We start from the raw sequence: 20,736 nt of genomic DNA on the forward strand, positions 1-20,736 counted from the left end.
CATGTCCGGCAGATACGGGCCCGGCGCGTCAGTCTCCGGTGTGCGGCTTCCCGGCTGCTTGCTGTTCCAGCCAGCGTGCGCGGATCGTGTCGGACGTCTCGCGGCTGCCATCGTGACTCCAGCCCGGTTCGCGCAGCAGGTAGGATAATTTGTGCCGCCAGGGCGCGTGCCACATGTCGCGCACGATCCCGATCCATTCGTGGAATACGGACCACAGCAGGTTGAAGCTGCCGAGCTGCTTCACGATGCCATAGCGGATGCGCAGATCGTCCCGTTCCGGCTGGTAAGTGCCGAACAATTTGTCCCACAGGATGAATGTGCCCGCATAGTTCCGGTCGAGATAGAGCGGGTTGGTCGCATGGTGGACCCGATGGTGCGAAGGTGTGTTCATCACTGCCTCGAACCAGCGCGGCAGCTTCCCGATCGCCTCGGTGTGAATCCAGAACTGATAGATCAGGTTCAGCCCGCCGCAGAACAGGATCATCGCCGGATGGAAGCCGATCAGGGCAAGCGGCAGGCGGAAAATGAACGTGATCGCGATGAAGCCCGTCCAGGTCTGACGTAATGCGGTGGACAGGTTGTAATGCTGGCTCGAATGGTGGTTCACATGGCTGGCCCAGAACCAGCGGATGCGATGGCCGAAACGGTGGGACCAGTAATAGGCGAAATCGTCCAGTACGAAGCACAGCCCCCAAGCCCACCACTGCCAGCCGATCTCGAACAGGCGATAGTCATACAGCTTTACCAGCATCGCCAGCACCAGCGACGCGGTGAGGGCGCCCGCCACTGTGCTGCCCAGCCCGAAGGCAAGCGAGACGGCGGTGTCGCGCGGTTCGTAAGCCTGCGGTGCGCGCAGCCTTGCCCAGACCATTTCGGCCAGGACCAGCAATATGAATGCAGGAATCGCGTAATTGACGGGATCGAAATCCGGCACCGCTCAGCCCTCCGGCGCGTTTATGCGCCTTTCCCACGCCTCGGCCTCGTAGCCGAGATCGAGTGTCATTGCCGGGAAAGTGGGGTCGGAGCCTGTCACCGTCAACTGCGTTCCCGTGCGCAGGGCGCGGGCGGTTTCGTCCAGCAGCCGGGCGACGAACAGGGCGCCATGCGGAACCAGCACCATGATACGATTTCGGGAATCGGCCAGCAGTGCCCCGCGGCCGTCTTTGGCCAACGTCACATGTTCGGCGCTGAAGCCGCAAAGCGCATTATCCGCCAGTTCGCGCGCTTCGGCTTCGCCCGCTATGCGCGCGCCTCTTCCAAGGCCGAGCCACCAGGAAACGAGAACAAGAAAAGCGACCCCGACGAGCGAGCCCGCAAAGACGAGCAACTGCCCGCTCATCCCCGCGCGGAGTAAATCGCGTCCATCGCGGCACGCACGGGCGCGACGTCATAGCCGGCAGCGGCTGCCGCATCGGCGATCTCGGCAGGTTCGCGCCCGCGCATGGCTTCGGCCAGCGACCACAACAGGGTGGAGCGCGTGCCGCTGCGACAATAGGCCAGCACTGGACCATGGGCTTCGCCGAGCGCCTGGGCCATGGAGGAAACATCGTCCTGCGAGAGGCTTTGCATCGTTACCGGAATGGCGATGTAGTCCATGCCCGCCGCGTGAGCGGCTGCCTCGATCTCGGCGCCGGGGGTCTGTTCGTCGGACTCGCCTTCCGGGCGGTTGTTGATCACCAGCGTGACGCCCAGCTGCGCGGCCTGGGCAATGTCGGCCAAGCCGATTTGCGGGCTGGCATAGATGCCCTCGCCCAGCTTGCGGAAATCGCTCATGCCGTTTTCTCCCCCGCGGCCGCGTGCGTTTTGGCGCGGCGGTTGCGCTTCACCATGTTGAGCATCTCGACGCCCACCGAGAAGCCCATGGCGGCATAGACATAGCCCTTGGGCACATGGAAGCCGAAGCCATCCGCAATCAGCACGAGGCCGATCATCACGAGGAAGGCGAGGGCGAGCATCACCAGGGTGGGGTTCTTCTCGATGAAGCCGGCCAGCGGATTGGCGGCGACCAGCATCAGGCCCACAGTGATCACCACGGCGGCGACCATGATCGGCACATGATCCGTCATGCCAACGGCCGTAAGGATCGAATCGATGGAAAAGACCAGGTCCAGCGCGATGATCTGGGCGATAGCGGAGCCGAAGGCGATCTGGGCAATGCCCTTGTCCTGGTCCAGCAGTTCGCCGCTCTCCCCCTCGGGGTCCATATTATGATGGATTTCCTTGGTGGCCTTCCACAGCAGGAACAGGCCGCCCGCCAGCAGGATCAGGTCGCGGCCTGAAAAAGCCGTCTCGAAACTCGGTTCGCCATGTTCGCCCGGTGCGCCGGTGATGCCGAGATCGAACAGCGGGGTCTGCAGCGTCACGATCCAGCCGATCAGCATCAGCAGCGCGATGCGCATGACCAATGCCAGCATCAGGCCGATTCGGCGGGCCTTGGCCTGCTGATGCTCGGGCAATTTGTTGGACAGGATCGCAATGAAGACGAGATTGTCGATGCCCAGCACGACTTCGAGCACGACAAGTGTGACCAGTGCGGCCCAGGCGGCGGGGTCGGAAAACAGCGCGATGATATCCATAATGCGGCGCCTTGTGCCGAAGCGCGGGGCGGCTGGCAAGCGCGCCGAAGCGCTGCAAGAGGCCGTAATATCGCAGTCAAGAAGGAATCGCTTAAATCGTTCGCACCGAAAACGAATCTGCGTTATACGTGGTGGATGTTTGTAGGGCGGGAGAGGGGTGTCCGCCCTCGCATCCGGCGCGTTTCGTCCGCGCGGCCGGGTGTCTCGCATCCGCGAAACGTATGTGACGAAGTGAAGGTACGTTAGGTTTCATGGGTTTTGACAGAGGTCGTCGCGGCCGGGGACGCGACAAAAGGGATGGCATCGGCGAAGACGGCTTTGATCCCTTCATGGATGGCGGTCCGCGGTTCGGTGATTCCGATCGTTTCGGTGGTGGCGATCGCTTCGGCGGTGGTGACCGCTTTGGCGGCGGCGATCGCTTCGGTGGTGGCGGTCCGCGCGGCGGCGGTGGCGGCGGCTTCGGCGGTCCCCGTGGCGGTGGCGGTGGTGGTTTCGGCGGCCCTCGTGGCGGCGGCGGCGGTGGCGGTATGCCTGCCCAGGTCGTCGGTGCCGGCAAGGGCACCGTGAAGTTCTTCAATGCTGGCAAGGGCTTCGGCTTTATCCAGCAGGAAGGCGGCGGAGAGGACGTGTTCGTCCATATCAGCCAGGTCGAGCGCGCAGGCCTTGAAGGTCTCGCTGAAGGTCAGGAACTGGCCTTCAACCTCGTCGATCGCGGCGGCAAGATTTCCGCAGCCGATCTTCAGGTCGTTGGTGATGTGATCCCGGTCGAGCAGCGCGCTCCGGCTGCGCCGCAGCGTCAGCGCACTGGCGAGAAGGCCACCGGCACGGTGAAGTTCTTCAATTCCATGAAGGGCTTCGGCTTCATCACGCGCGACGATGGCGAACCCGATGCATTCGTGCATATCAGCGCAGTGGAACGGTCCGGCCTGTCCCAGCTCAACGAAGGCGACAAGCTGGAATTCGAACTCGAAGTCGATCGACGAGGCAAGTACTCGGCGGTCAACCTTGTGCCCGTTCAGGGCTGACCAGCCCGCGTTTCGCCCGGTGGTTTGACCGGGCTTCCGCAAAAGCCTAAACGGTAGCGAATGGCGGCCCTCCGGGGCCGCCATTTGTCGTTCCAATAAACCTTACGGATAATACCACCTCAACAGTCCAAGGGAGTTCCACGATGTCGATCACTCCGCTCATGCCCGTCTACCCCCGGTGCGACGTCCGCCCGGTGCGCGGCGAGGGTTGCTACCTGATCGGGGAGCGCGGCGAACGATATCTGGACTTTGCGGCCGGGATTGCGGTGAACGCGCTTGGTCACGGTCATCCCCACCTGACCAAGGCGATCCAGGAACAGGCCGCCACGCTGATGCATGTCAGCAATCTCTACGGTTCGCCGCAGGGTGAAGCGCTGGCGCAGCGCATTGTCGACAATTGCTTTGCCGATACGGTGTTCTTCACCAATTCCGGCGCCGAGGCGATCGAATGCGCGATCAAGACCGCGCGCCGCTATTTCTACGTCAACGGCCAGCCGAACCGGACCAAGATCATCACTTTCAACAACGCCTTCCACGGGCGGACGATGGGTGCGATCTCGGCCACTAATCAGCCCAAGATGCGCGACGGTTTCGAACCGCTCGTGCCGGGCTTCGCCTATGCCCCGTTCAACGATCTGGAAGCCGCGCTGGCACTGGTCGATGACGATACGGCCGGCTTCATGGTGGAAACGGTGCAGGGCGAAGGCGGGATGACGGCGGGCACGCCGGAATTCATCCAGGGTCTGCGCAAGGCATGCGACGAGCGCGGCATGCTGCTGATCCTCGACGAGATCCAGTGCGGCTATGGCCGGACCGGCAAGTTCTTCGCCCATGAACATTATGGCATCACGCCGGATATCATGACGGCGGCAAAGGGCATTGGCGGCGGCTTCCCGCTCGGCGCCTGTCTCGCCACTGCTGAAGCGGCCAAGGGCATGGTGTTCGGCACGCATGGCTCCACCTATGGCGGCAATCCGCTCGCCATGGCAGCGGGCATGGCGATCCTCGATGTCATGCTGGAACCCGGCTTCTTCGACCACGTCACCGCCATGGGCGAGCGCATGCGCGCGGCGTTCGAGCAGCTGATGCCCAATCACGATCACCTGTTCGAGGAAATCCGCGGCAAGGGCCTGATGCTGGGTATCAAACTGAAGGAACCGGCCGTTTCGCGCGATTTCGTGGCGCATCTGCGCGACAATCACGGACTCCTCACCGTTGCGGCGGGCGAGAACGTGTTCCGCGTCCTGCCGCCGCTGGTGATCGACGAAAGCCACATCGCCGAATGCATGGAACGGCTGAGCGAGGGGGCGCGGAGTTACGCGCCGCTTAGCGATGACTGATCCGATGATCCGGCATTTCCTCGACCTCTCCGATGCGGGAGGCGACGCGATCGCGGCGATGATCAATGACGCGATGGAGCGCAAGGCCGCGCGTGCGGCCCTGCCCAAGGGGGCGTCCGATGCTGATGCTCCTTTGGCGGGCCATGTGCTGGCGATGATCTTCGAGAAGAATTCCACCCGTACGCGGGTGAGCTTCGACATCGCCATGCGCCAGCTGGGCGGCAGTGCGCTGATCCTCGATGCGGGCACTACCCAGCTCGGGCGTGGCGAATCGCTGGCCGATACGGCGCGCGTGCTCAGCCGCATGTGCGATGCGATCATGATCCGCACCGACGATCACGCCAAGATCGACGAACTGGCGCGCCATGCCAGCGTGCCGGTGATCAACGGCCTGACCGACCGTTCGCATCCCTGCCAGATCGTTGCCGACCTGCTCACCGTGGTGGAACACGGCAAGCCGCTGCCCGGCCTCGAAGTTGCCTGGCTGGGCGACGGGAACAATGTGCTCCATTCGATCCTCGAGGCGGCAGGGCTGATGAAGTTCAACGTCCGCGTGGGCACGCCCGCCGGCTATGAACCCGATCCCGAATTCGTCGAGATGGCGCGTGCGGGCGGGGCGGTGGTCACGCTCACCAACGATCCGGCCGAAGTAGCGGCGGGCGCCGATGTCGTCGTCACCGATACCTGGGTGTCGATGGGGCAGGCCCATGCCGAGGAAAAGCTGGCCGCCATGGCTCCGTTCCAGGTGAACGAAGCGCTGATGGCTCGTGCGGCTGCCGATGCGATCTTCCTGCACTGCCTGCCTGCCCATGTGGGTGAGGAAGTGAGCGAAGGCGTATTCGAAAGCGCCCAGTCGGTGGTGTTCGATGAAGCCGAGAATCGTATTCACGGGCAGAAGTCCGTGCTGCTCTGGGCATTCGGAAAGCTCTGAAGGCACATCCTTGACTGACGTGATCCCGATTCTCGAAGACGAAACCGGTTTCGACCGGCTGCTGGCCTTCACACTGCCCGACCGCGATGCTCGCGGCCGGGTAGTGCGCCTTGGCCCGGTGGTGGAAGAAATCCTCTCGGCCCATTCCTATCCTCCTGCGATCAAGTGCCTGCTGGCCGAAGCCCTGGTATTGGCGGCGCTGCTGGGCTCGCTGCTCAAGGAAGATGGCAGCCAGATCACGATGCAGGCGCAGGCCCAGGGCGGGATCGTTTCGCTGCTGGTATGCGATTATCGCGGCGGCGAATTGCGCGGCTATGCCCAGTTCGATGAAGCGGGTGTTGCGGCGCTTGGTTCGAATCCTTCGCTCGGTGCGCTGTTCGGCGAGGGCTATCTGGCGATTACCTTCGATCTTGCCGCTACCGGGCAGCGTTATCAGGGCATCGTTCCGCTGGAAGGCGGATCGCTCGCACAGGCCTGCGAAAGCTACTTCGCCCAGTCCGAACAGGTGCCGACCCTGATTCGCGCGGCGGTTCGCACGAATGGCGAAAGCTGCGTCGCGGGCGGGCTGTTGGTGCAGCACTTGCCCGAAGGCGAAGAAGGGCGCGAGCGACTGCACGTGCAACTCGATCATCCCGAATGGGAGCATGTCGCAGTGATCGCCGGCAGCACGCGGCATGACGAGCTGACCGATCCTTCGCTCTCGCTGGAGGCGCTGGTCTGGCGGCTGTTCCACGAGGAACGCGAAGTGCGCGTGGAAAAGGGAGCCCGCCTTTCGCGCGGTTGCCGCTGCACGGTGGCGCATTATGAGAGCGTCCTTTCGCGCTTTCCCGAGGCCGAGCGTGCCGAAATGCGCAATGAGGATGGCAAGATCGTGGTCGATTGCGCATTCTGTTCCAGACTGTTCAATATTGAATTGTAGCACGGTTCGTCGCTCATAAAGTGCAATTTGCCGTTCAGCTTCGTCGTGTTACAAGGCACGCGACAATGCGGGGGCGGAGTTTTCATCTGATGCGTTGGGGAAATGTGGCAGGCGTCCGCCCGATGGCGGCGATTGCCGGTATCCTGCTGGGAATGGTGGTTGCGCCGGTCGCCGCACAGGGGCCGGAGCTTGCCATGCTGGACGGGCTGCGCAGCGGCTCGTGGGAACTGCGCATCCGCGGCGAGGAGGCGCGCAAGCGCATCTGCGTCCGCAGCGGGCGCGATTTCATCCAGCTTCGCCACAAGCAGCCAGGCTGCAGCCGCTTCGTAGTGAATGACGGGGCAAGCGAAGTGACGGTGCATTATTCTTGTCCCGGCAATGGCTATGGCCAGACCACCATCCGCAAGGAAAGCCCGCAGCTGGTGCAGATCAGCACTCAGGGTGTGGAGGGCAAATCGCCGTTCAACTTCAGCGCGGAAGCGCGCCATGTGGGTGGCTGCTGAGCCGGAGCAGAGGCTTTTCTTGCCACTGCGATACAGCCGGGCTAGCCCCGGCGCATGGGCGCTCTTTCCAAAGTTTCAGGCAAATCCGCGGTCGTTCTGCTTTCGGGCGGGCTCGATTCCATGGTCTCCGCCGGCCTCGCTCGGGAGGCCGGCTATACGCTCTATGCGCTGACCATCGACTATAACCAGCGCCACCGGCGCGAGATCGAGGCGGCCAGCCGCATTGCCCGCCATCTGGAAGTGCGCCGCCACGTCGTGCTGCCGCTCGATCTCAGCCGCTTTGGCGGCTCGGCGCTGACCAGCGACAAGATCGCCGTGCCCAAGGATGGCGTGGGCGAGGAAATCCCCGTCACCTATGTGCCGGCGCGCAATCTCGTGTTCCTCTCGCTCACTCTCGCCATGGCGGAAGCCAGCGGCGCGCGGGACCTGTTCATCGGCGTCAATGCGCTCGATTATTCCGGCTATCCCGATTGCCGCCCGGAATTCATCGCCAGCTTCACCGAAACCGCCCGGCTGGGCACCAAGGCGGGCGTGGAAGGCGATCCCTTCACGGTCCAGGCACCGCTGCAATTCATGGGCAAGGCCGATATCGCGCGCGAGTGCATAAGGCTGGGGCTCGATCCGGCGATGAGCTGGTCCTGCTATGATCCCACCCCGGATGGCCAGGCTTGCGGGGCGTGCGACAGTTGCCGTCTGCGCCGCAAGGGCTTTGCCGATGCCGGACTGACGGATGACACGGAATACGCGCCCGGCGCCCCGCCGGTATAGAACAGAACTCACGGGGGAGGAGAGCAGGATGACCGAGGCGGAAAAACCGGCCGGCACCTATGGGTGGTATGCCCTGGGCGTGCTGGTGCTGGTCTATATGCTGAATTTCATCGATCGGCAGATTCTCTCCATCCTGGCGAACGACATCAAGGCCGATCTGGGCCTGTCCGATGCCGATCTGGGCTTTCTCTACGGCACTGCCTTCGCGATCTTCTATGCCCTGTTCGGCGTTCCACTGGGGCGGCTCGCGGATGGGTGGCACCGGGTTCGGTTGCTGAGCCTTGGCCTTACGCTCTGGTCCGTAATGACCACCCTTTCCGGCTTCGCGCGCAATGGCGCCACGCTGGCCCTGGCGCGCATCGGCGTGGGCGTGGGCGAGGCGACGGCCACTCCTTGCGCCTATTCGCTGATCGCTGACTGGTTTCCCGCCCGGATGCGCGGCACGGCGCTGGGCATCTATTCTGCAGGCCTGTTCATCGGCAGCGGGCTCTCCCTGCTGATTGGCGGGGCAATCGTGGAGGCGTGGAACGGCGCCTATCCGCAAGGCGGCCCGCTGGGGCTGGTCGGCTGGCAGGCCGCCTTTATTGGCGTGGGCCTGCCGGGCGTGGTTCTGGCCCTCTGGGTGCTGACCCTGCGCGAGCCGGTGCGCGGGGCGATTGACGGCCTGCCCACAGCCGGCGATCCTCGTCCCTGGCGAGTGTTCTTCGAACAGCTCGTCCAGCTGATCCCCCCGCTCACGCTCATTGACGCCACCCGACGCGGGCCGAAGGCACTGGCGATCAACCTTGCCGGTGCGGGTGTCATTGGCGGAATTTTCTGGCTGCTTGCTCATCTTACCGCCAGCCCGGCGCAGTTCCTGTTCCTCGGCCTTGGCTATTATGCCGTCTTCAGCTGGGCCTGTGCGCTCTATGACCGGGACCGCCCGCTCTTCGCGCTTACCTGGGGCTCACCCGCCTTCATGGGCATTGTCATCGCCTATGGGGCTGACTGCTTTGTCGGCTACACTGTGTCCTACTGGGCAGCGCCCTATGCGGAACGGGTGTTCGAGGTGGACAAGGCCGCGCTCGGCCTGCTGATCGGCGCCCCGGCGGCCTTGGGCGGCTTCCTTGGTGTGGTGTTCGGCGGGAAGCTGGCCGACATGCTGCAGGCGCGCTTCCCGGCCGGGCGGATCATGGTGCTGGCGATAGCCCTGATCATGCCGGTGCCGATCATGCTGGTGGGCTATAGCACCGGCAACCCGACCCTGTTCTACATTCTCGCCTTCGCGGTGCAGTTCGTCACTGCTTCGGCCCTTGGAGCGGCGGGTGCGGCCAGCCAGTCGCTGGTGCTGCCGCGTATGCGCGGAACGGCGACGGGGATATTCTTCCTCGGTACCACCCTATGCGGGCTTGGCCTTGGGCCCTTCATGGCAGGCTTCGTTTCGGAAGCGACCGGGGACCTCGCCCTCGGCGTGAAGTCCACGCTGATCTCGGCCCCCTTCGGGCTGATCGCGCTGGCAATCGCCATCCGCACTGCCCCCCGGGCCGCCGCCACGATCATGGAGCGGGCCCGGGCAGCAGGGGAAAAGCTCGCCGCCTGAGCGGGCTCAGTGCGCCTTGACGACGCCGCAGGCGATGCGGCCACCGGCATTGCCCGCCGGATCGGTCATATTGTCGTCCGGCCCGGCATGGACGACGATGGCCGTGCCGTCCGCGTCGTAGATATCGGCCAGCACTTCATCCTTCGTGCCGCGCAGAGTGGCGGAGATCGAACCGGTGCCGTCCGCGCCGATAGTGGCATTGGGCAGGTCGCCCAGATGGGAGCCCTGCGGGTTCTGCATTCCGTGCTGCTTCATGCCGGGGTTGAGATGCCCGCCGGCCGAAGTGAAGCCGGGCGCCTCGCAAGTGCCGGTGGTGTGCAGGTGCACTGCGTGGATGCCCGGCGAGATGCCCTGCAGCGAAATCTGCACTGACATCTGGTCACCGCTGGCGAAGAGATGGGCCGTGCCCGCAGCCGTGCCGTCGGCCAGCTGAAGCGTGGCCATGCCCATCGGGGCGAGCGGCTTTGCCGTGCTGGCGGGCTTCGAATCGCTGGTGGACTGGCAGGCGGCCAAAGCGGCCAGAAGGGCGATCGGGGCGATGATTCGAGGGGTGGTCATGGCGTAACTCCTTGCGGTGCCTGAGTTCCTCTAACGCAAGAATCCTTCAATGGCTCCGAAACTTCAGGGCAAGGGCAAGATTCCTGCCGCACCAAGCGCCGCGATCAGCCCGGCAATGGCCGTGCGCGCCTGTATGTCCACCGTGGCGCCGCCAGTGGGCAGGGCGGGGGCGGCCGCCGCATGCCAGCCGCCGCGATAGAGCTTGAGCTGCCCGGTCGACCTGTCGAGCAGGTGCATGCCGTCGCGTGGGGGCACGAAAATCCACGCGCCCGCGCTCCAGCAGGCAAGCTCGCCCGCATGGCCCGCCCATGCGCCGGAAGGGCCTGCGCCGACCAGCCAGCATTCGCCGGGATCGGGCGATCCGGGCGGTGCGGAACGCTCCCCCGCCACGGCCGGGTGCAGCAGGGCGTCGATCAGCACATGGGCTTCGTTGACGGTAAATTCCTTCTGCGCCTGCCCGGCGAACAGCAGGGGCAGGGCAAAGCGCGGGCTGGCAGAGGTGAAGCTGATGGGATCGGGCATGGAGAGCCTCCTTGGGATCAGGAAAGGGTCGTGAGGAAAAGCGGGTGCGACTGGGCGAAACTGCCCACTTGTCGTACCCAGAAGGGCGCGCCGGGATGGGCGGCACGCAGCGGCGCCAGAGTCCCGGCGGAGAGAGTGAGGGCAGGTGCGGAGACGTCCCACGCCGCAAGCGGGGCGTCGGTTGGGCCAAGCCCGACGCGATAGGCCTCCATCTGTTCGGCAAGCGGCACATCCACTTCGTCCGCCCAGCCCCAGGCTCCCCGCGCCCGGCGGGTCCAGCCGAGCGTCAGACCGCCATCGCCCGGCCTCTGCACGCGCGGATGGACCGGAGCGAGGGGCCGCAGACTGAGGCCCGGATTGGCGATGGGGGCACTGACCGGCTCGGCGTCGGCAAGGCCCTGTGCCAGGATCAAGGTTCCCTGCGATGGCCCGACCTTTACCGGATCGAGCAGGCGGGCCGTCCCGTCGAGCAGCACGAAAACCGTGCCCGCCGGATGCCCGGCCTGCGCCGCATCCTCCGTCCCCCCGCGCCCACGCAGCAGGCCCGCCAGCCGCCATGTCCCGCCGCCCAATGCGGTCGCCGCAGCGAACTGGATCACTTCCCCGCCCAGCAAGGCGCGGTTCGCGCCGTTCGCGAGTGCCTCCGGCGTGGTAGAAGTGAGCGCGAAATCGGCCGAAGCCAGCATGACATCGATCGATGCGCCGCGTTCCAGCAGCATGGCGGGCGAGGGCGGCACGGGGCCTGCCGAATGGCCGATGACGCAGCGCCGGGCGCCGGTTCCACCCAGCGGAGCGAGCACGCCGTCCCGCTCCGCATGCAGCGCCGCCCCGCGCCAGCCTGCGCCCGCGGAACTCGGCGCGGCGTGGATTGCGGGCCGGTCCCCCGTGCCGGTTCCGTCCCAGGGCAGTTCGAAACATTCGAGCAGGGTCGCAGTGGCGACAACGTCAGGCGCGGGTAGGGCGCTGCCCGGATCGGCGCGGGGCTGGCGGGCTGGGCCGCGCGGCAGGCGGCGTAATTCCAGCGTCACGCCTTCCTCGCTCCATTCCCAGCCTTCGATCCGCCAGAGGCCGGGGAAGGTGGGCGCCCGCACCACCACGCCTGGTGCCAGCGCCGGATCGAGATCGGCAAGCCGCCAGGCGAGGCTCTCCTGCCCCCAGCTCTGCCGCTGGGCGGCGGCATTCACCAGAGCGCGGGCGTCGGCGGCAGACAGGGTGCCGGGCAGATCGATGGTCATTCCTTCGCCTGGCCGGGCGCGTCCTTCGGCCCGCTGCATTCCGGGCAGGAAATCCCGCTGCGCATCGTAATAGCGCAGCGCATCGGGCACTGGCCCACTGGCGCCGCCGCGCATGTGGCGGACGCCGCCTGCCCTGGCGAAACCCTCGCCATCCGGAGCGGCGGCGGGCGGGGGTAGAAGCGGCGGGGTATCGGGCAGGCCATCGGCGGCGCGGATCGCCAGTGCCCTACCCGAGGTATCGAGCGCCATCGGCCAGACCGTGTCGAGCACGGCCAGCATTTCCGCCATGCGTCCGCCTTCCAGCGAGAAGCCCTGTAGCCCCGCCAGATCGCGGTGGCCGGTAAAGGGTTCGTCCAGCGGTTCGAGAAGCTGCGCCAATGTCACTTCGCCATCGTCGGCCACGATCTCGAAAGTCAGGGCCGGGATGCGATTGCCGAAATCGGCGAGCTGTAAATCCTCGAACACCACATAGGCGATGTGGCGGAAGGCCGGGCAGGCCGGGCCGATATCGGAGGCGATCAGCGGATCGACCGGCTGGTCGCCATATCCGCGATAGAGCCGCATTATCCCGCCCACCTTGAGATCGCCCGCCGCGCCGCGCAGCAGGTTCCCGTCCGCCCAAATACGCCCGATCTCCCGGATCGGGCGGCAGGACAGCGCCACTGCGAAGGAGGCGGAATAGGCATAGGTGGTGATGGCGGGGCCGCTCTTGCCGCCGCTTGTTGCGCTGCTTTCGGCAAGCTCGGTCGCCCAGATGATCGTCCCGGCACTGCGCAGCAGCCCATGCTGGCGCGGGATCGGCGCGCCATAAGTGGAGGTGGTGACGGCCAGTTCCTTGAGGCGCGGGCCTTCCCGGCGGGGGCTGCCGATCAGCGCGCGGTCAAGCTGCTGGCCCGCGAGCGCACCCAGTGCACCGCCGAGCGGCCCGGCCATCGAGCCGAGAGTGGAAAGGATCAGGGTAGCCATGGATTGCTCCTCAGGCGGAAGGGGCGAGGCGCCAGTGGCGCAGGATCGGCCAGGGGCAGGGCGGCGGCGTGATGACCACGCGCCGCAGCCCGGCATGGGCGTGGATCGCCGCGCCATCCTCGCCCACGATCAGCAGATGCTGTTGCAGTGGGCCGGGCTGGACGAGCAGCAGGTCTCCGGGAAGCGGCGGGGCGGTTGTTTCGACAAAGCCCGCCGGGGCCACAAAGGCGAGAGCGGGGCCGATATCGCGATTGCGCAGACCGTAACCGCAGGGCGCGGGTGTCTCTCTCCCGATGGCGGCCAGCGCGGCATGCACCAGCCCCACGCAGTCCAGCCCGGTGGCCGGATCGCGCCCGTGCATGCGGAAGGGGGCGCCCGCCAGACCGGCAGCGGCGCGGGCGAAGGCGCTTGCGTCTCCGCTCATTGGGGCGCCACCGGATAGCGCGCGAGCAGATCCATGCCCGGCAGGAACGGTTCGCCCTGGAAGTTCGCCGCATTGCCGAAGCGCGCGGCGCAGGTGGCGAGCGTATGGTCGCATCCTTCGCGCAGCAGTGCGCGCGTGCCGATGGGCGTGGCGGGATCGACGGCCAGGTCCAGCACCAGCCCATCCGCGGCTGCCTCGATCACTTCCATCGCCAGCCCGGCCTGCGGTCCGTCGATCCAGCGCAGGCTGCCGCTCGCCAAGGCTTCCGGCGCGGGGCCGCCGGTGAAATATGCGCAATTGGCCTCTGCATCGAAGGCGGCAAGCACGCCCTCATGCGTGAAGCGCGCAGGCGAGAGCGTGCAGCCCGGCCCGCAGAAAGCCGCGCGGCAGGTCGGGCTGGTGCGCGGGACCGGGTCGAGGTCCAGCGCGGCCTTGGCCGAACGCAGATCGGCGGAGAAGCCTTCCGCCTCCTGCGCGATCGCGCCCAGTTCGCCGGAATAGAGCACGCAGCGTTCCAGCGTCTCCCAATCCACGACCCCCATGGCGATCCGCGCCCCGTCGAAGCGCCCGGCGGCAAGATCGGCGGCGGAAATGGCATCGTGCGACAGGGCGCCTTCCACCTCGGCGCTGTCGGCCTCCAGTCCGGCATTGCGGCGGATGGCGGAAGGCAGCATGCCCGGCGCGGCACAGTGTAGCAACCCGTCGAACCACAGGTCGCGATCATGGCCGGTGAAGCCCAGCGCCACGCCGTCGCGCCGCTCGATCCGCCAGTACAGCGCGGTGCCTTCCAGCTCGCTGGAGAAGAACACCCGGCTCATGCCGCTTCCCGCACTTCGATCAGCGGCACGCTGGGCGCTTCCCCGGCGGCGAAGCTGGCGCCGGTCACGTCGAGCCGATCTTCCGCGAAGCGCACCGGCACGTCGAACAGGAAACCCGCGCGTATATCCGCGCCTGCGGGCGGGGCGGCATCGAAGGTCAGCAGGCCCTTCTCGCCCAGTGTCCAGCCAGTGGCGGGCATGCCGCTTATGCTGACGGTGATGCTTTCGGGCCGGGGCCGGGTGATCGGGCGGATTTGGGGATCGCCTGCCCCGCCATAATGCTTCACCAGCCGGAAGCTGGCCGTGGCGCCATCCCCCGTGCCGAGCTGCTGGTCGAGCATGGTGGGCGTGCCGCTCATCGCGTTGGAGCTGTAATCGAAGGGATCGGCCAGCAGGAAACCGCGCGCCGCGCCGCGCCGGGCGCGGAAGAAGGCGATCAGAGTGCCGAGTTCCTCTTCGGAACGGATGCCCGGCCCGACATCGAAGCGCAGCCGTGCATCGGCCCAATGGCTCGCGCGGCGTTCATGGCCCGATGCGGTGACAGTGATGCTGGTGGAAAATTCCGGGCTGACCCCGGCATCGCGGCCGAGGGCCAGGGGGTAATGGACATTGTCGAAGGCCTGCATGGCATCTCCTTCCGGTGGGGCAAGCAGAGTGAAGCCGTCCCGCGCGACCTGGGGCAGGGCCCAGACGAAGCGGCGGGCAATGCCGCGCGCGGCGGCTTCCGAGAGGCCCGCGTCGATCCGCCGCCATTGCGTGTCGGCGTTCTCGGGCGAGGGGACGAAGCCCGCGAGATAGTCCTGGAGGTCAGCCGGATAGGTCAGCCGCTCGTCCAGCGTGGCATAGGCCGCGCGGCGCAGGGCATCGGCCCCGGCGGTCAGCCAGTCGTAATCCTCCACCTGCAACCGGTCGAAGGCGGGGAAGGCCCAGCCTGCGGGCAGATTGGCGCGGTAGAGTTCCGGCATGGCGGGATCGAGAATGGTGGGGGTGAAGGCCAGCAGCAGCACTTCGGCCCCCGCCTCTCCTGCCGCCCCGCGCACCGCATCGGCCAGCGCGGCGGTGGAAGCGGCGAGCAGTGCGCCCGCTTCGTCGAGCAAAGCCGTCTGCGCCGCGCTCAGCGGCAGGCGCATATCCGGTATGTCGGGCGGATCGCCGCCGAACGCTGCTTTCGCCGCGCCATCATACAGGCAGATGCGCCCTTCCGGCGTGACCCACCACCACGGTTCGCCGATCTGGAAGAGCACCGGCAGGTCCGCATCCTTCTGCAGCGCCGCCACTTGCGCCGCGACGGCCTGCAACCAGCCATTCGCATCTTCATTGGCGGGGGAGAGCAGCGCGGAGGGCGGGCTCCATGCCGTGCGGGCGGGCGTGCCATCGAAGGCGCGCTGTTGCCAGGCGGGCGGGCAGTGCTCGGCCAGCATCTCGTAGGAGAGCGAGGCGATGGCCTGATAGCCTTGCGCCGCGCAGAGGTGGAAGAAATCCGCATGCCATGTGGCGGCGGGACCGGACAGGGTGCCTGCCGGATCGGCCAGCAGCGCCGCGCCATCGGGCACCAGCCGGAACAGATGGCTCATGCCCAGATAATGGACGATCCGCCCGCGATAGCCGAGGCCGCGGATGGAGCGCAGCACGCGGGCGGGGGTCTGGTTGTAGCAATCGTCATAGCCACTCGCGATGCCGGTGCCGTGCGGGGGCAGCAGCACATCGCCGATGCGCAGCATGGGGCGATGGCCCTCGCAGGCGATGTCGCTCATTTCGGCCCAGCCATCGACGCGGGCAGGCAGGAGGTCATCCGCGCCGGGCAGATAGCCGGGCGGGGCGAGCGAAATGAACATGCGGTCGATGGCCGCCGGGTTCACCGGGTCGGCCCCTTCCGAAACGCTCCACCCGCTGTCGAGCGCGGAGAAGGGCAGTTCCACCAGCGCATCTTCCGGCGTGCCGCTGGCATAGTTCCACAGGCGGACATACCAGGCGCGCGGCACGCCTGCCGTATCGCGCCCCTCGATGGTCAGGGTCGGGCCATTGGTGGCGTCGAGTGGCTGGATACCGCCGGAACGCCAGCGGAAGCGCAAGGTAGTGCGCGAATAATCGCGGTCCGTCTCATAGGCGAGCAGCGGGTGGTCGATCCGGTCCTCGCTGTCCCAGATCAGCCCGGCAAGGTCGGAGGCGCGGAAGAATTCGGCCTCCACCCGCAGCGCATCGGGTGCCGTGGTGGTGACGCTGGCCATCATCGGGCGAGGGAAATCGACGGTCCAGAAACGCGGATCGAAGCGCTGGACCCAGTCGGAATGCTGCCCGTTCCGCCGGGCGGCGAGCCAGAATGCCATGGGATGTCCTTTCTAAAGATCCTCCCCGTTCGCCTCGGGTGAATGGGGAGGGGGACCGCCGCCGAAGGCGGTGGTGGAGGGGTCGTTGCGCCATTACCCCTCCGTCACGCGCCTGCGGCGCGCGCCACCTCCCCATCCTGCTGTGCAGGACAGGGAGGAGCTTTCACCCCTCCACCGCCCGCCGCACGGCGCTGGCCAGCTGGCGGGTGGAGCGGCGCAGGGCTGTGGGCGTGTCGCTCCCGCGCGGGGTTGCGAGCCGGATCGCTACGCGCACGTCGCGGGCGCCGCTGGCGGGCTGGGCCTCCACCCGGCCCGCGCTGGTGGGGACGAAAATTTCCGGGCCGCGCTCCCCCACTACATAGGCGCTGCCGGGGCTGACCGGGCCGCCGGTGGCCCGGCCGGGCAGGCCGAAGAGGGCGCCGACAAGGCTTCCGGCCAGCCCGCCGCCCCCGCCGCTTCCGGTGCCGAGGATCGAACCCAACCCGCTTTGCACTGCCTGCCCAGCAATCTCGTCCATGGTGCGCAGGGCCACGCGCTTCAGATCGTCGAAGCCCAGCCCACCCCGGCGGATCGCGGAGGCAAGACCTGTTTCCAGCACGCTGCCCGCCCGCTCGAACCCGCCGACCAGTGTGCCGTCCAAAGTGGAGCGCATCGCCTCGATATCCTGCGCGAAGCCCTGCGTATTGGCGCGCACATCCACCAGCAGGCTCTCGATTTCGTCATCCATGGCCATCTTGCTCCATCAATCGGTTGAGGTCGGCGCGGGAGAGCGGGGCGGGATCGCCTCCGGCTTCTGGCGCGAGGATCACGGCGAGTTCGGCGGGGGTTGAGCCCCAGAAGGCGTCCGGGTTCCAGCCAAGCAGGCGCGGGACGAGGCCGGAAAGGCGCAGGGCGGAGGGGGCGAAGCGGTCTTTCACTCGCGCCCCTGCAAGATCTGGCCGAGCAGCACGCGCAGGGGCTTGGCCGCTTCGGCAAGGCCGATGGCGAGGAGGGCCTCGCCCATCTGCTCGCGCGTCAGGCCTTCCGGCTCGGCCAGGCAGTGCCAGAACAGGGCGGCCATTTCCGCCAGCCGCAAGGTGCCGCGCCCGGCCCGTTCGACCAGTGCGAAGAGCGGGCCGAGTTCCTCCTCCGCCGCGACCAGCGCCGCAAAGCTGGGGCGCAGCAGGCGGGCGCGGCCCTGCACCACGATCGCCGCCTCGCCCCGTAGTGCGTTTGCCGGGCGGCTCATGCCGGCACCACGGCGCCGGAGCTTTCAAGCTGGAGCGTGTAGTTCCGCTCCCCATTGAAATCCCCGGCATAATCCAGCCGCTGGATCAGGAAGCGCCCGCGCAGGCGCTCGCCATCTTCGAAGGATAGTTCATAGTCCTCCAGCGTGCCCGCCAGCGCATGGCTGCGCAGGTCGGCCTCGGCCTCGCTGCCGAGGAAAATCCCCGCCGCGCTGACCGAGACGGAGCGGATGCCCGCGCCCGAAAGCAGCTCGCGCCAGCCGCCCGATTGCTTGTGGGTGATGACGACACTGTCGCCATTGATGGACATCTGCGTGGTGCGCAGCCCGGCGACGGTCTGGTAAGCGGCGGGGGTGGCGCCGTCGCCGATCTTGAGGAGGAAGGCGGAGCCTTTCTGGGCAGTCATTCTGGGTCTCCTGATGGGGGGCGGTTGCGCGCGTCCTTCGACAGGCTCAGGACGAGCGGATATTGGAGCTTGGAAAACCCCCGCTCATGCTGAGCCTGTCGAAGCCTGTCCTGAGCGGCTGCTGCAAGCAGCCAGCCGAAGGGCATGCGCGGGGCGGTCGCGGTTAAGAGGCCAGAACCCGGAACCGATATTCCAGCAGCACCGAGCGAGTGTTCCTCGCCCGCTGCTCGGCCCGGGCACGCAGGAACTGGGTGGTGATGATTGCAAAGCCAGGTTGGCCGCGCGGGATGGCCTCCACGCACTCGCCAATCGCGCGAACCAGCGCCCCGGCAGTGGCGGGATCGCCGCCCCGGCAATGCAATTCCAGCGCGATGCGGATTTCGCGGCCCGCCACGCCCTTGGCGCTCCAGTCCGTGCTGGCGCTGGCGGCGATGCCCAGCCAGGGCAGGCTGGCGGCCGGGGGCGCTTCTTCCGCCACCAGATTGACGGCGGCGAGCGCGGGATCGGCGCGCAGCCAGTCGAGCAGCGCGGCGCGTAACAGGATTTCCATCGGTCAGTCGCCTTTCGACAGGAGGGGCCAGAGCAGGCGCGGCAGGCGCCAGCGCAGAGGGTCGGCGCGGCGGGCGCGCAGGCGGTTTTCGGCGGCGGTCGTGGCAAGGGTGGCGGCTTTCGCGGCCAGCCTTGAGACGAGGGTGCGGGTGGAAAGGCTCGCCCGGATCATACGAGCCGCACTCGCCGCCATGGCCGCCAGAGTGCCGCCACCGCCGCGGGCGGGCTGGCCTGTGCCGCTTCCCCATCGCGTTCGCGATAGAGATGCGCGGCCAGCCGGATCGCACCGTGGCGGATCGCCTCGGGCAGGGCAGGCCAGTCGGAGGCAAGCCCGGCGGTGAGGGCAAAGGCAATGCGTTTCGCAGTGCCCTGCCGCAGCAGGCGGAAGCGCGCCGAGCCGTCCGCCTCCAGCTCCACCGCATAGGCATCGGCGGGCAGCGGCGTGCGCGTGCCATCCGGGGCGAGGGCTGCCACTGCCGTGATCGCCTGCACCGGATCGGCGGACAATCGCAGCCAGCAGAGGGGGCGGGCGGGCAGCAGTTCCTCGCATTCCGCCGCCAGCGCAATGCGGCCCGTTAAGCCCTCGAATGCGTCGAGCGCGGCGCGCAGCAGGGCGGCGAGAAGCTGGTCCTCCGCAGCGGAGGTAATGGCCAGCCACGCCTTGAGTTCGCCCAGCGCCGCTTCCGGCAATGGGGCGGGGGTAAGGATCGTCCGCATGGAATCTCCCGATGTTGGAAAAAGATCCTCCCCCTCGGGGGAGGTGGCATCGCGCAGCGATGACGGAGGGGGTTCGCCTTCGGGCACGCCCCCTCCACCATCCTGCGGATGGTCCCCCTCCCCCAGCGGGGAGGATCGACTGGGTTACGCCGCGATCTTCAGCAGTTTGATCGCCGCGCTATCCAGCAGCTGCCCGCCCACGCGCTTGGTGGCGTAGAAGTGGACGAAGGGCTTGTTGGTGAAGGGATCGCGCAGGATCTGCGTGGCGCTGCGTTCCGCGATCAGATAGCCGGCCTTGAAATTGCCGAAGGCGATCGGGAAATTGCCTGCCGCCACATCCGGCATGTCCTCGGCTTCCACCACCGGATAGCCGAGCAGCCGGTCCGGCTGGCCTTCCACCAGCCCCGGCTGCCACAGGAAGGCCCCGTCCGTGGTCTTGAGCTTGCGGATCTTGGCGAGCGTGGCGGAATTCATCACCCAGCACGCGCCCTGCCGGTGCCCGGCCTTGAGCTTGTGGACCAGATCGATCAGCGTCACTTCGGCCAGTTCGGAGAAATCCGCTGCCTCGCCGCTCTTCACGAATTGCAGCGTGCCGAAGGGGCGGGTCGCATCTCCGGATTCCGACTTGGGCGCGGCAAGGAAGCCCTTGGGCTGGTCCACGCCGCTGCCGGAAATGAAGGCCGCGCCTTCCGCCCGGGCGAATTCCATGGCGATCTCGCCCGCCAGCCAGCCTTCCAGATCGAAGGCAGCATCGTCCAGCATAGCCTGGCTGGCGGCGGGATTGGCGTAAAGCTCGCCGAAGGGCGGGGCGATTTCGGCGAAGCTGGGCGTGTCGGTTTCCGGCCGGGCGGCGGTTTCGCTCACCCAGCCGCTGGAGGTGCCCCCGGTGGTGACGAGCTTGCGATAGCCCGCGCTGCCCACCTGCACTACCTGGGCCACGGCGCGGATCGGGCTGATGTCCTGCAGCTGGCGGGCAATGGCGGCGTCGATCTCGCGCGGGACGGCATAGCCGCCATCGCCCGGCGCCGCGCCGCTGATGGACTTCACCTGCGTTTCGGAACCCCGGCGCAGATATCCGTCGATGAAGCCTTTCACTTCCGGGGCGGAGCGGGCGCCATCGAGCACCGGGCGGGAGGCGGCGCGGCTGACGCGGTCGAGCCGGGCCTTCACCTCGTCCACGTCGGAGCGCAGGGTGCCGATGGCACTTTCAGCCTCGTCCACGCGGGCGGCGAGGTCGAAGCTGGTTTCGAGCATGGTGGTGTCGGTTTCGTTTTCCATGGATGGTCCTTTCGGTGGGCAAAAGAAAACCCCCTCCGGTTGGGGAGGGGGTTGGGGGAGTTGGGAGTG

The 20,736-nt window shown here is 67.1% G+C and carries 25 protein-coding genes; 7 read left to right on the forward strand and 18 right to left on the reverse strand.

The features are described 5' to 3' along the window. Positions 1–28: 28 nt before the first annotated feature. The 4 genes from WFP36_RS07710 to WFP36_RS07725 are packed head-to-tail and all read right to left on the reverse strand — an operon-like array spanning position 29 to position 2,576. Positions 29–934 carry a sterol desaturase family protein gene (locus WFP36_RS07710; protein ID WP_336979382.1) on the reverse strand — a complete coding sequence of 302 codons (906 nt, stop codon included), beginning with the start codon at positions 932–934 and terminating at the stop codon, positions 29–31. Positions 935–937: 3 nt separating this feature from the next. Beyond that, positions 938–1,339: a hypothetical protein gene (locus WFP36_RS07715; protein WP_336979384.1), complete on the reverse strand. Its 402-nt coding sequence runs from the start codon at positions 1,337–1,339 to the stop codon at positions 938–940. Then, positions 1,336–1,773 (reverse strand): protein tyrosine phosphatase family protein, encoded by a 438-nt coding sequence (locus tag WFP36_RS07720; RefSeq protein WP_336979385.1) that lies wholly within the window; start codon positions 1,771–1,773, stop codon positions 1,336–1,338. Before WFP36_RS07720 ends, WFP36_RS07715 begins: the two co-directional genes overlap by 4 nt. Next, positions 1,770–2,576, reverse strand: a complete 807-nt coding sequence (locus WFP36_RS07725; protein ID WP_336979387.1) for a TerC family protein — start codon at positions 2,574–2,576, stop codon at positions 1,770–1,772. The genes WFP36_RS07720 and WFP36_RS07725 overlap by 4 nt, the downstream gene beginning before the upstream one ends. A gap of 251 nt (positions 2,577–2,827) precedes the next feature. Between WFP36_RS07725 and WFP36_RS07730 the strand changes: the two genes are divergently transcribed. The 7 genes from WFP36_RS07730 (at position 2,828) to WFP36_RS07760 (ending at position 9,641) form a co-directional block, all read left to right on the forward strand. Next, positions 2,828–3,601 carry a cold-shock protein gene (locus WFP36_RS07730; RefSeq protein ID WP_336979389.1) on the forward strand — a complete coding sequence of 258 codons (774 nt, stop codon included), beginning with the start codon at positions 2,828–2,830 and terminating at the stop codon, positions 3,599–3,601. Positions 3,602–3,744: 143 nt separating this feature from the next. Beyond that, complete coding sequence (locus tag WFP36_RS07735) at positions 3,745–4,941, forward strand: aspartate aminotransferase family protein (protein ID WP_336979391.1); 1,197 nt, start codon at positions 3,745–3,747, stop codon at positions 4,939–4,941. Between the two features lie 4 nt (positions 4,942–4,945). After that, positions 4,946–5,872: an ornithine carbamoyltransferase gene (gene argF / locus WFP36_RS07740; RefSeq protein ID WP_336979392.1), complete on the forward strand. Its 927-nt coding sequence runs from the start codon at positions 4,946–4,948 to the stop codon at positions 5,870–5,872. Positions 5,873–5,882: 10 nt separating this feature from the next. Then, positions 5,883–6,791 carry an Hsp33 family molecular chaperone HslO gene (hslO, locus tag WFP36_RS07745; RefSeq protein ID WP_336979395.1) on the forward strand — a complete coding sequence of 303 codons (909 nt, stop codon included), beginning with the start codon at positions 5,883–5,885 and terminating at the stop codon, positions 6,789–6,791. An 89-nt stretch (positions 6,792–6,880) separates the two neighbouring features. Continuing rightward, on the forward strand, positions 6,881–7,294 hold the full coding sequence (locus tag WFP36_RS07750; protein ID WP_336979396.1) for a hypothetical protein: 414 nt from the start codon (positions 6,881–6,883) through the stop codon (positions 7,292–7,294). 54 nt (positions 7,295–7,348) lie between these two features. Continuing rightward, entirely contained in the window at positions 7,349–8,062 is a 714-nt protein-coding gene (gene queC, locus WFP36_RS07755; RefSeq protein WP_336979397.1) for a 7-cyano-7-deazaguanine synthase QueC, read from the forward strand. Positions 8,063–8,090: 28 nt separating this feature from the next. Next, positions 8,091–9,641: an MFS transporter gene (locus tag WFP36_RS07760; RefSeq protein WP_336979400.1), complete on the forward strand. Its 1,551-nt coding sequence runs from the start codon at positions 8,091–8,093 to the stop codon at positions 9,639–9,641. Positions 9,642–9,647: 6 nt separating this feature from the next. Here the strand turns inward: WFP36_RS07760 and WFP36_RS07765 are convergent, their stop codons facing one another. The 14 genes from WFP36_RS07765 to WFP36_RS07830 form a co-directional block, all read right to left on the reverse strand. Beyond that, the gene (locus WFP36_RS07765; protein WP_336979402.1) at positions 9,648–10,199 is read right to left on the reverse strand and encodes a superoxide dismutase family protein; all 552 of its coding nucleotides are present in this window, start codon (positions 10,197–10,199) and stop codon (positions 9,648–9,650) included. 63 nt (positions 10,200–10,262) lie between these two features. Further along, entirely contained in the window at positions 10,263–10,721 is a 459-nt protein-coding gene (locus WFP36_RS07770; protein ID WP_336979403.1) for a DUF2793 domain-containing protein, read from the reverse strand. A gap of 17 nt (positions 10,722–10,738) precedes the next feature. Beyond that, positions 10,739–12,922, reverse strand: a complete 2,184-nt coding sequence (locus WFP36_RS07775; RefSeq protein WP_336979404.1) for a GTA baseplate fiber-binding domain-containing protein — start codon at positions 12,920–12,922, stop codon at positions 10,739–10,741. Positions 12,923–12,932: 10 nt separating this feature from the next. Next, positions 12,933–13,346 carry an NlpC/P60 family protein gene (locus WFP36_RS07780; RefSeq protein ID WP_336979406.1) on the reverse strand — a complete coding sequence of 138 codons (414 nt, stop codon included), beginning with the start codon at positions 13,344–13,346 and terminating at the stop codon, positions 12,933–12,935. Further along, entirely contained in the window at positions 13,343–14,164 is an 822-nt protein-coding gene (locus WFP36_RS07785) for a DUF2163 domain-containing protein (protein ID WP_336979408.1), read from the reverse strand. The genes WFP36_RS07780 and WFP36_RS07785 overlap by 4 nt, the downstream gene beginning before the upstream one ends. Further along, positions 14,161–16,491, reverse strand: a complete 2,331-nt coding sequence (locus WFP36_RS07790) for a DUF2460 domain-containing protein (protein ID WP_336979409.1) — start codon at positions 16,489–16,491, stop codon at positions 14,161–14,163. The genes WFP36_RS07785 and WFP36_RS07790 overlap by 4 nt, the downstream gene beginning before the upstream one ends. 163 nt (positions 16,492–16,654) lie before the next feature. Then, positions 16,655–17,218 carry a tail tape measure protein gene (locus WFP36_RS07795; RefSeq protein ID WP_336979410.1) on the reverse strand — a complete coding sequence of 188 codons (564 nt, stop codon included), beginning with the start codon at positions 17,216–17,218 and terminating at the stop codon, positions 16,655–16,657. Further along, positions 17,211–17,408 carry a phage tail assembly chaperone gene (locus tag WFP36_RS07800; RefSeq protein ID WP_336979411.1) on the reverse strand — a complete coding sequence of 66 codons (198 nt, stop codon included), beginning with the start codon at positions 17,406–17,408 and terminating at the stop codon, positions 17,211–17,213. Before WFP36_RS07800 ends, WFP36_RS07795 begins: the two co-directional genes overlap by 8 nt. Next, a complete protein-coding gene (locus WFP36_RS07805) occupies positions 17,405–17,719 on the reverse strand; it encodes a gene transfer agent family protein (protein WP_336979413.1) in 315 nt (104 codons plus the stop codon). Before WFP36_RS07805 ends, WFP36_RS07800 begins: the two co-directional genes overlap by 4 nt. Continuing rightward, a complete protein-coding gene (locus WFP36_RS07810) occupies positions 17,716–18,123 on the reverse strand; it encodes a phage major tail protein, TP901-1 family (RefSeq protein ID WP_336979415.1) in 408 nt (135 codons plus the stop codon). Before WFP36_RS07810 ends, WFP36_RS07805 begins: the two co-directional genes overlap by 4 nt. A gap of 163 nt (positions 18,124–18,286) precedes the next feature. Then, a complete protein-coding gene (locus WFP36_RS07815) occupies positions 18,287–18,673 on the reverse strand; it encodes a DUF3168 domain-containing protein (protein ID WP_336979417.1) in 387 nt (128 codons plus the stop codon). 3 nt (positions 18,674–18,676) lie between these two features. Then, positions 18,677–18,844, reverse strand: a complete 168-nt coding sequence (locus WFP36_RS07820) for a hypothetical protein (RefSeq protein WP_336979419.1) — start codon at positions 18,842–18,844, stop codon at positions 18,677–18,679. Further along, on the reverse strand, positions 18,841–19,389 hold the full coding sequence (locus WFP36_RS07825) for a head-tail connector protein (protein WP_336979421.1): 549 nt from the start codon (positions 19,387–19,389) through the stop codon (positions 18,841–18,843). The genes WFP36_RS07820 and WFP36_RS07825 overlap by 4 nt, the downstream gene beginning before the upstream one ends. 144 nt (positions 19,390–19,533) lie before the next feature. Further along, positions 19,534–20,667: a phage major capsid protein gene (locus WFP36_RS07830; protein ID WP_336979422.1), complete on the reverse strand. Its 1,134-nt coding sequence runs from the start codon at positions 20,665–20,667 to the stop codon at positions 19,534–19,536. Positions 20,668–20,736 lie beyond the last annotated feature (69 nt).

The organism is Fulverythrobacter fulvus, assembly GCF_037154085.1.
Lineage (GTDB): Bacteria > Pseudomonadota > Alphaproteobacteria > Sphingomonadales > Sphingomonadaceae > Andeanibacterium > Andeanibacterium fulvum.

Excerpts from the sequence above, each read along its gene's own strand:
- WFP36_RS07825 (WP_336979421.1), bottom strand. The coding sequence starts at position 19,389 with ATGCGGACGATCCTTACCCCCGCCCCATTGCCGGAAGCGGCGCTGGGC.
- WFP36_RS07730 (WP_336979389.1), top strand. The coding sequence starts at position 2,828 with ATGGGTTTTGACAGAGGTCGTCGCGGCCGGGGACGCGACAAAAGGGAT.
- WFP36_RS07715 (WP_336979384.1), bottom strand. The coding sequence starts at position 1,339 with ATGAGCGGGCAGTTGCTCGTCTTTGCGGGCTCGCTCGTCGGGGTCGCT.
- queC (WP_336979397.1), top strand. The coding sequence starts at position 7,349 with ATGGGCGCTCTTTCCAAAGTTTCAGGCAAATCCGCGGTCGTTCTGCTT.
- WFP36_RS07820 (WP_336979419.1), bottom strand. The coding sequence starts at position 18,844 with ATGATCCGGGCGAGCCTTTCCACCCGCACCCTCGTCTCAAGGCTGGCC.
- WFP36_RS07795 (WP_336979410.1), bottom strand. The coding sequence starts at position 17,218 with ATGGATGACGAAATCGAGAGCCTGCTGGTGGATGTGCGCGCCAATACG.
- WFP36_RS07720 (WP_336979385.1), bottom strand. The coding sequence starts at position 1,773 with ATGAGCGATTTCCGCAAGCTGGGCGAGGGCATCTATGCCAGCCCGCAA.
- WFP36_RS07760 (WP_336979400.1), top strand. The coding sequence starts at position 8,091 with ATGACCGAGGCGGAAAAACCGGCCGGCACCTATGGGTGGTATGCCCTG.
- WFP36_RS07775 (WP_336979404.1), bottom strand. The coding sequence starts at position 12,922 with ATGGCTACCCTGATCCTTTCCACTCTCGGCTCGATGGCCGGGCCGCTC.
- WFP36_RS07805 (WP_336979413.1), bottom strand. The coding sequence starts at position 17,719 with ATGAGCCGCCCGGCAAACGCACTACGGGGCGAGGCGGCGATCGTGGTG.
- WFP36_RS07765 (WP_336979402.1), bottom strand. The coding sequence starts at position 10,199 with ATGACCACCCCTCGAATCATCGCCCCGATCGCCCTTCTGGCCGCTTTG.
- WFP36_RS07810 (WP_336979415.1), bottom strand. The coding sequence starts at position 18,123 with ATGACTGCCCAGAAAGGCTCCGCCTTCCTCCTCAAGATCGGCGACGGC.
- WFP36_RS07830 (WP_336979422.1), bottom strand. The coding sequence starts at position 20,667 with ATGGAAAACGAAACCGACACCACCATGCTCGAAACCAGCTTCGACCTC.
- WFP36_RS07725 (WP_336979387.1), bottom strand. The coding sequence starts at position 2,576 with ATGGATATCATCGCGCTGTTTTCCGACCCCGCCGCCTGGGCCGCACTG.
- WFP36_RS07750 (WP_336979396.1), top strand. The coding sequence starts at position 6,881 with ATGCGTTGGGGAAATGTGGCAGGCGTCCGCCCGATGGCGGCGATTGCC.
- WFP36_RS07780 (WP_336979406.1), bottom strand. The coding sequence starts at position 13,346 with ATGAGCGGAGACGCAAGCGCCTTCGCCCGCGCCGCTGCCGGTCTGGCG.
- WFP36_RS07735 (WP_336979391.1), top strand. The coding sequence starts at position 3,745 with ATGTCGATCACTCCGCTCATGCCCGTCTACCCCCGGTGCGACGTCCGC.
- WFP36_RS07785 (WP_336979408.1), bottom strand. The coding sequence starts at position 14,164 with ATGAGCCGGGTGTTCTTCTCCAGCGAGCTGGAAGGCACCGCGCTGTAC.
- argF (WP_336979392.1), top strand. The coding sequence starts at position 4,946 with ATGATCCGGCATTTCCTCGACCTCTCCGATGCGGGAGGCGACGCGATC.
- WFP36_RS07815 (WP_336979417.1), bottom strand. The coding sequence starts at position 18,673 with ATGGAAATCCTGTTACGCGCCGCGCTGCTCGACTGGCTGCGCGCCGAT.
- WFP36_RS07790 (WP_336979409.1), bottom strand. The coding sequence starts at position 16,491 with ATGGCATTCTGGCTCGCCGCCCGGCGGAACGGGCAGCATTCCGACTGG.
- WFP36_RS07770 (WP_336979403.1), bottom strand. The coding sequence starts at position 10,721 with ATGCCCGATCCCATCAGCTTCACCTCTGCCAGCCCGCGCTTTGCCCTG.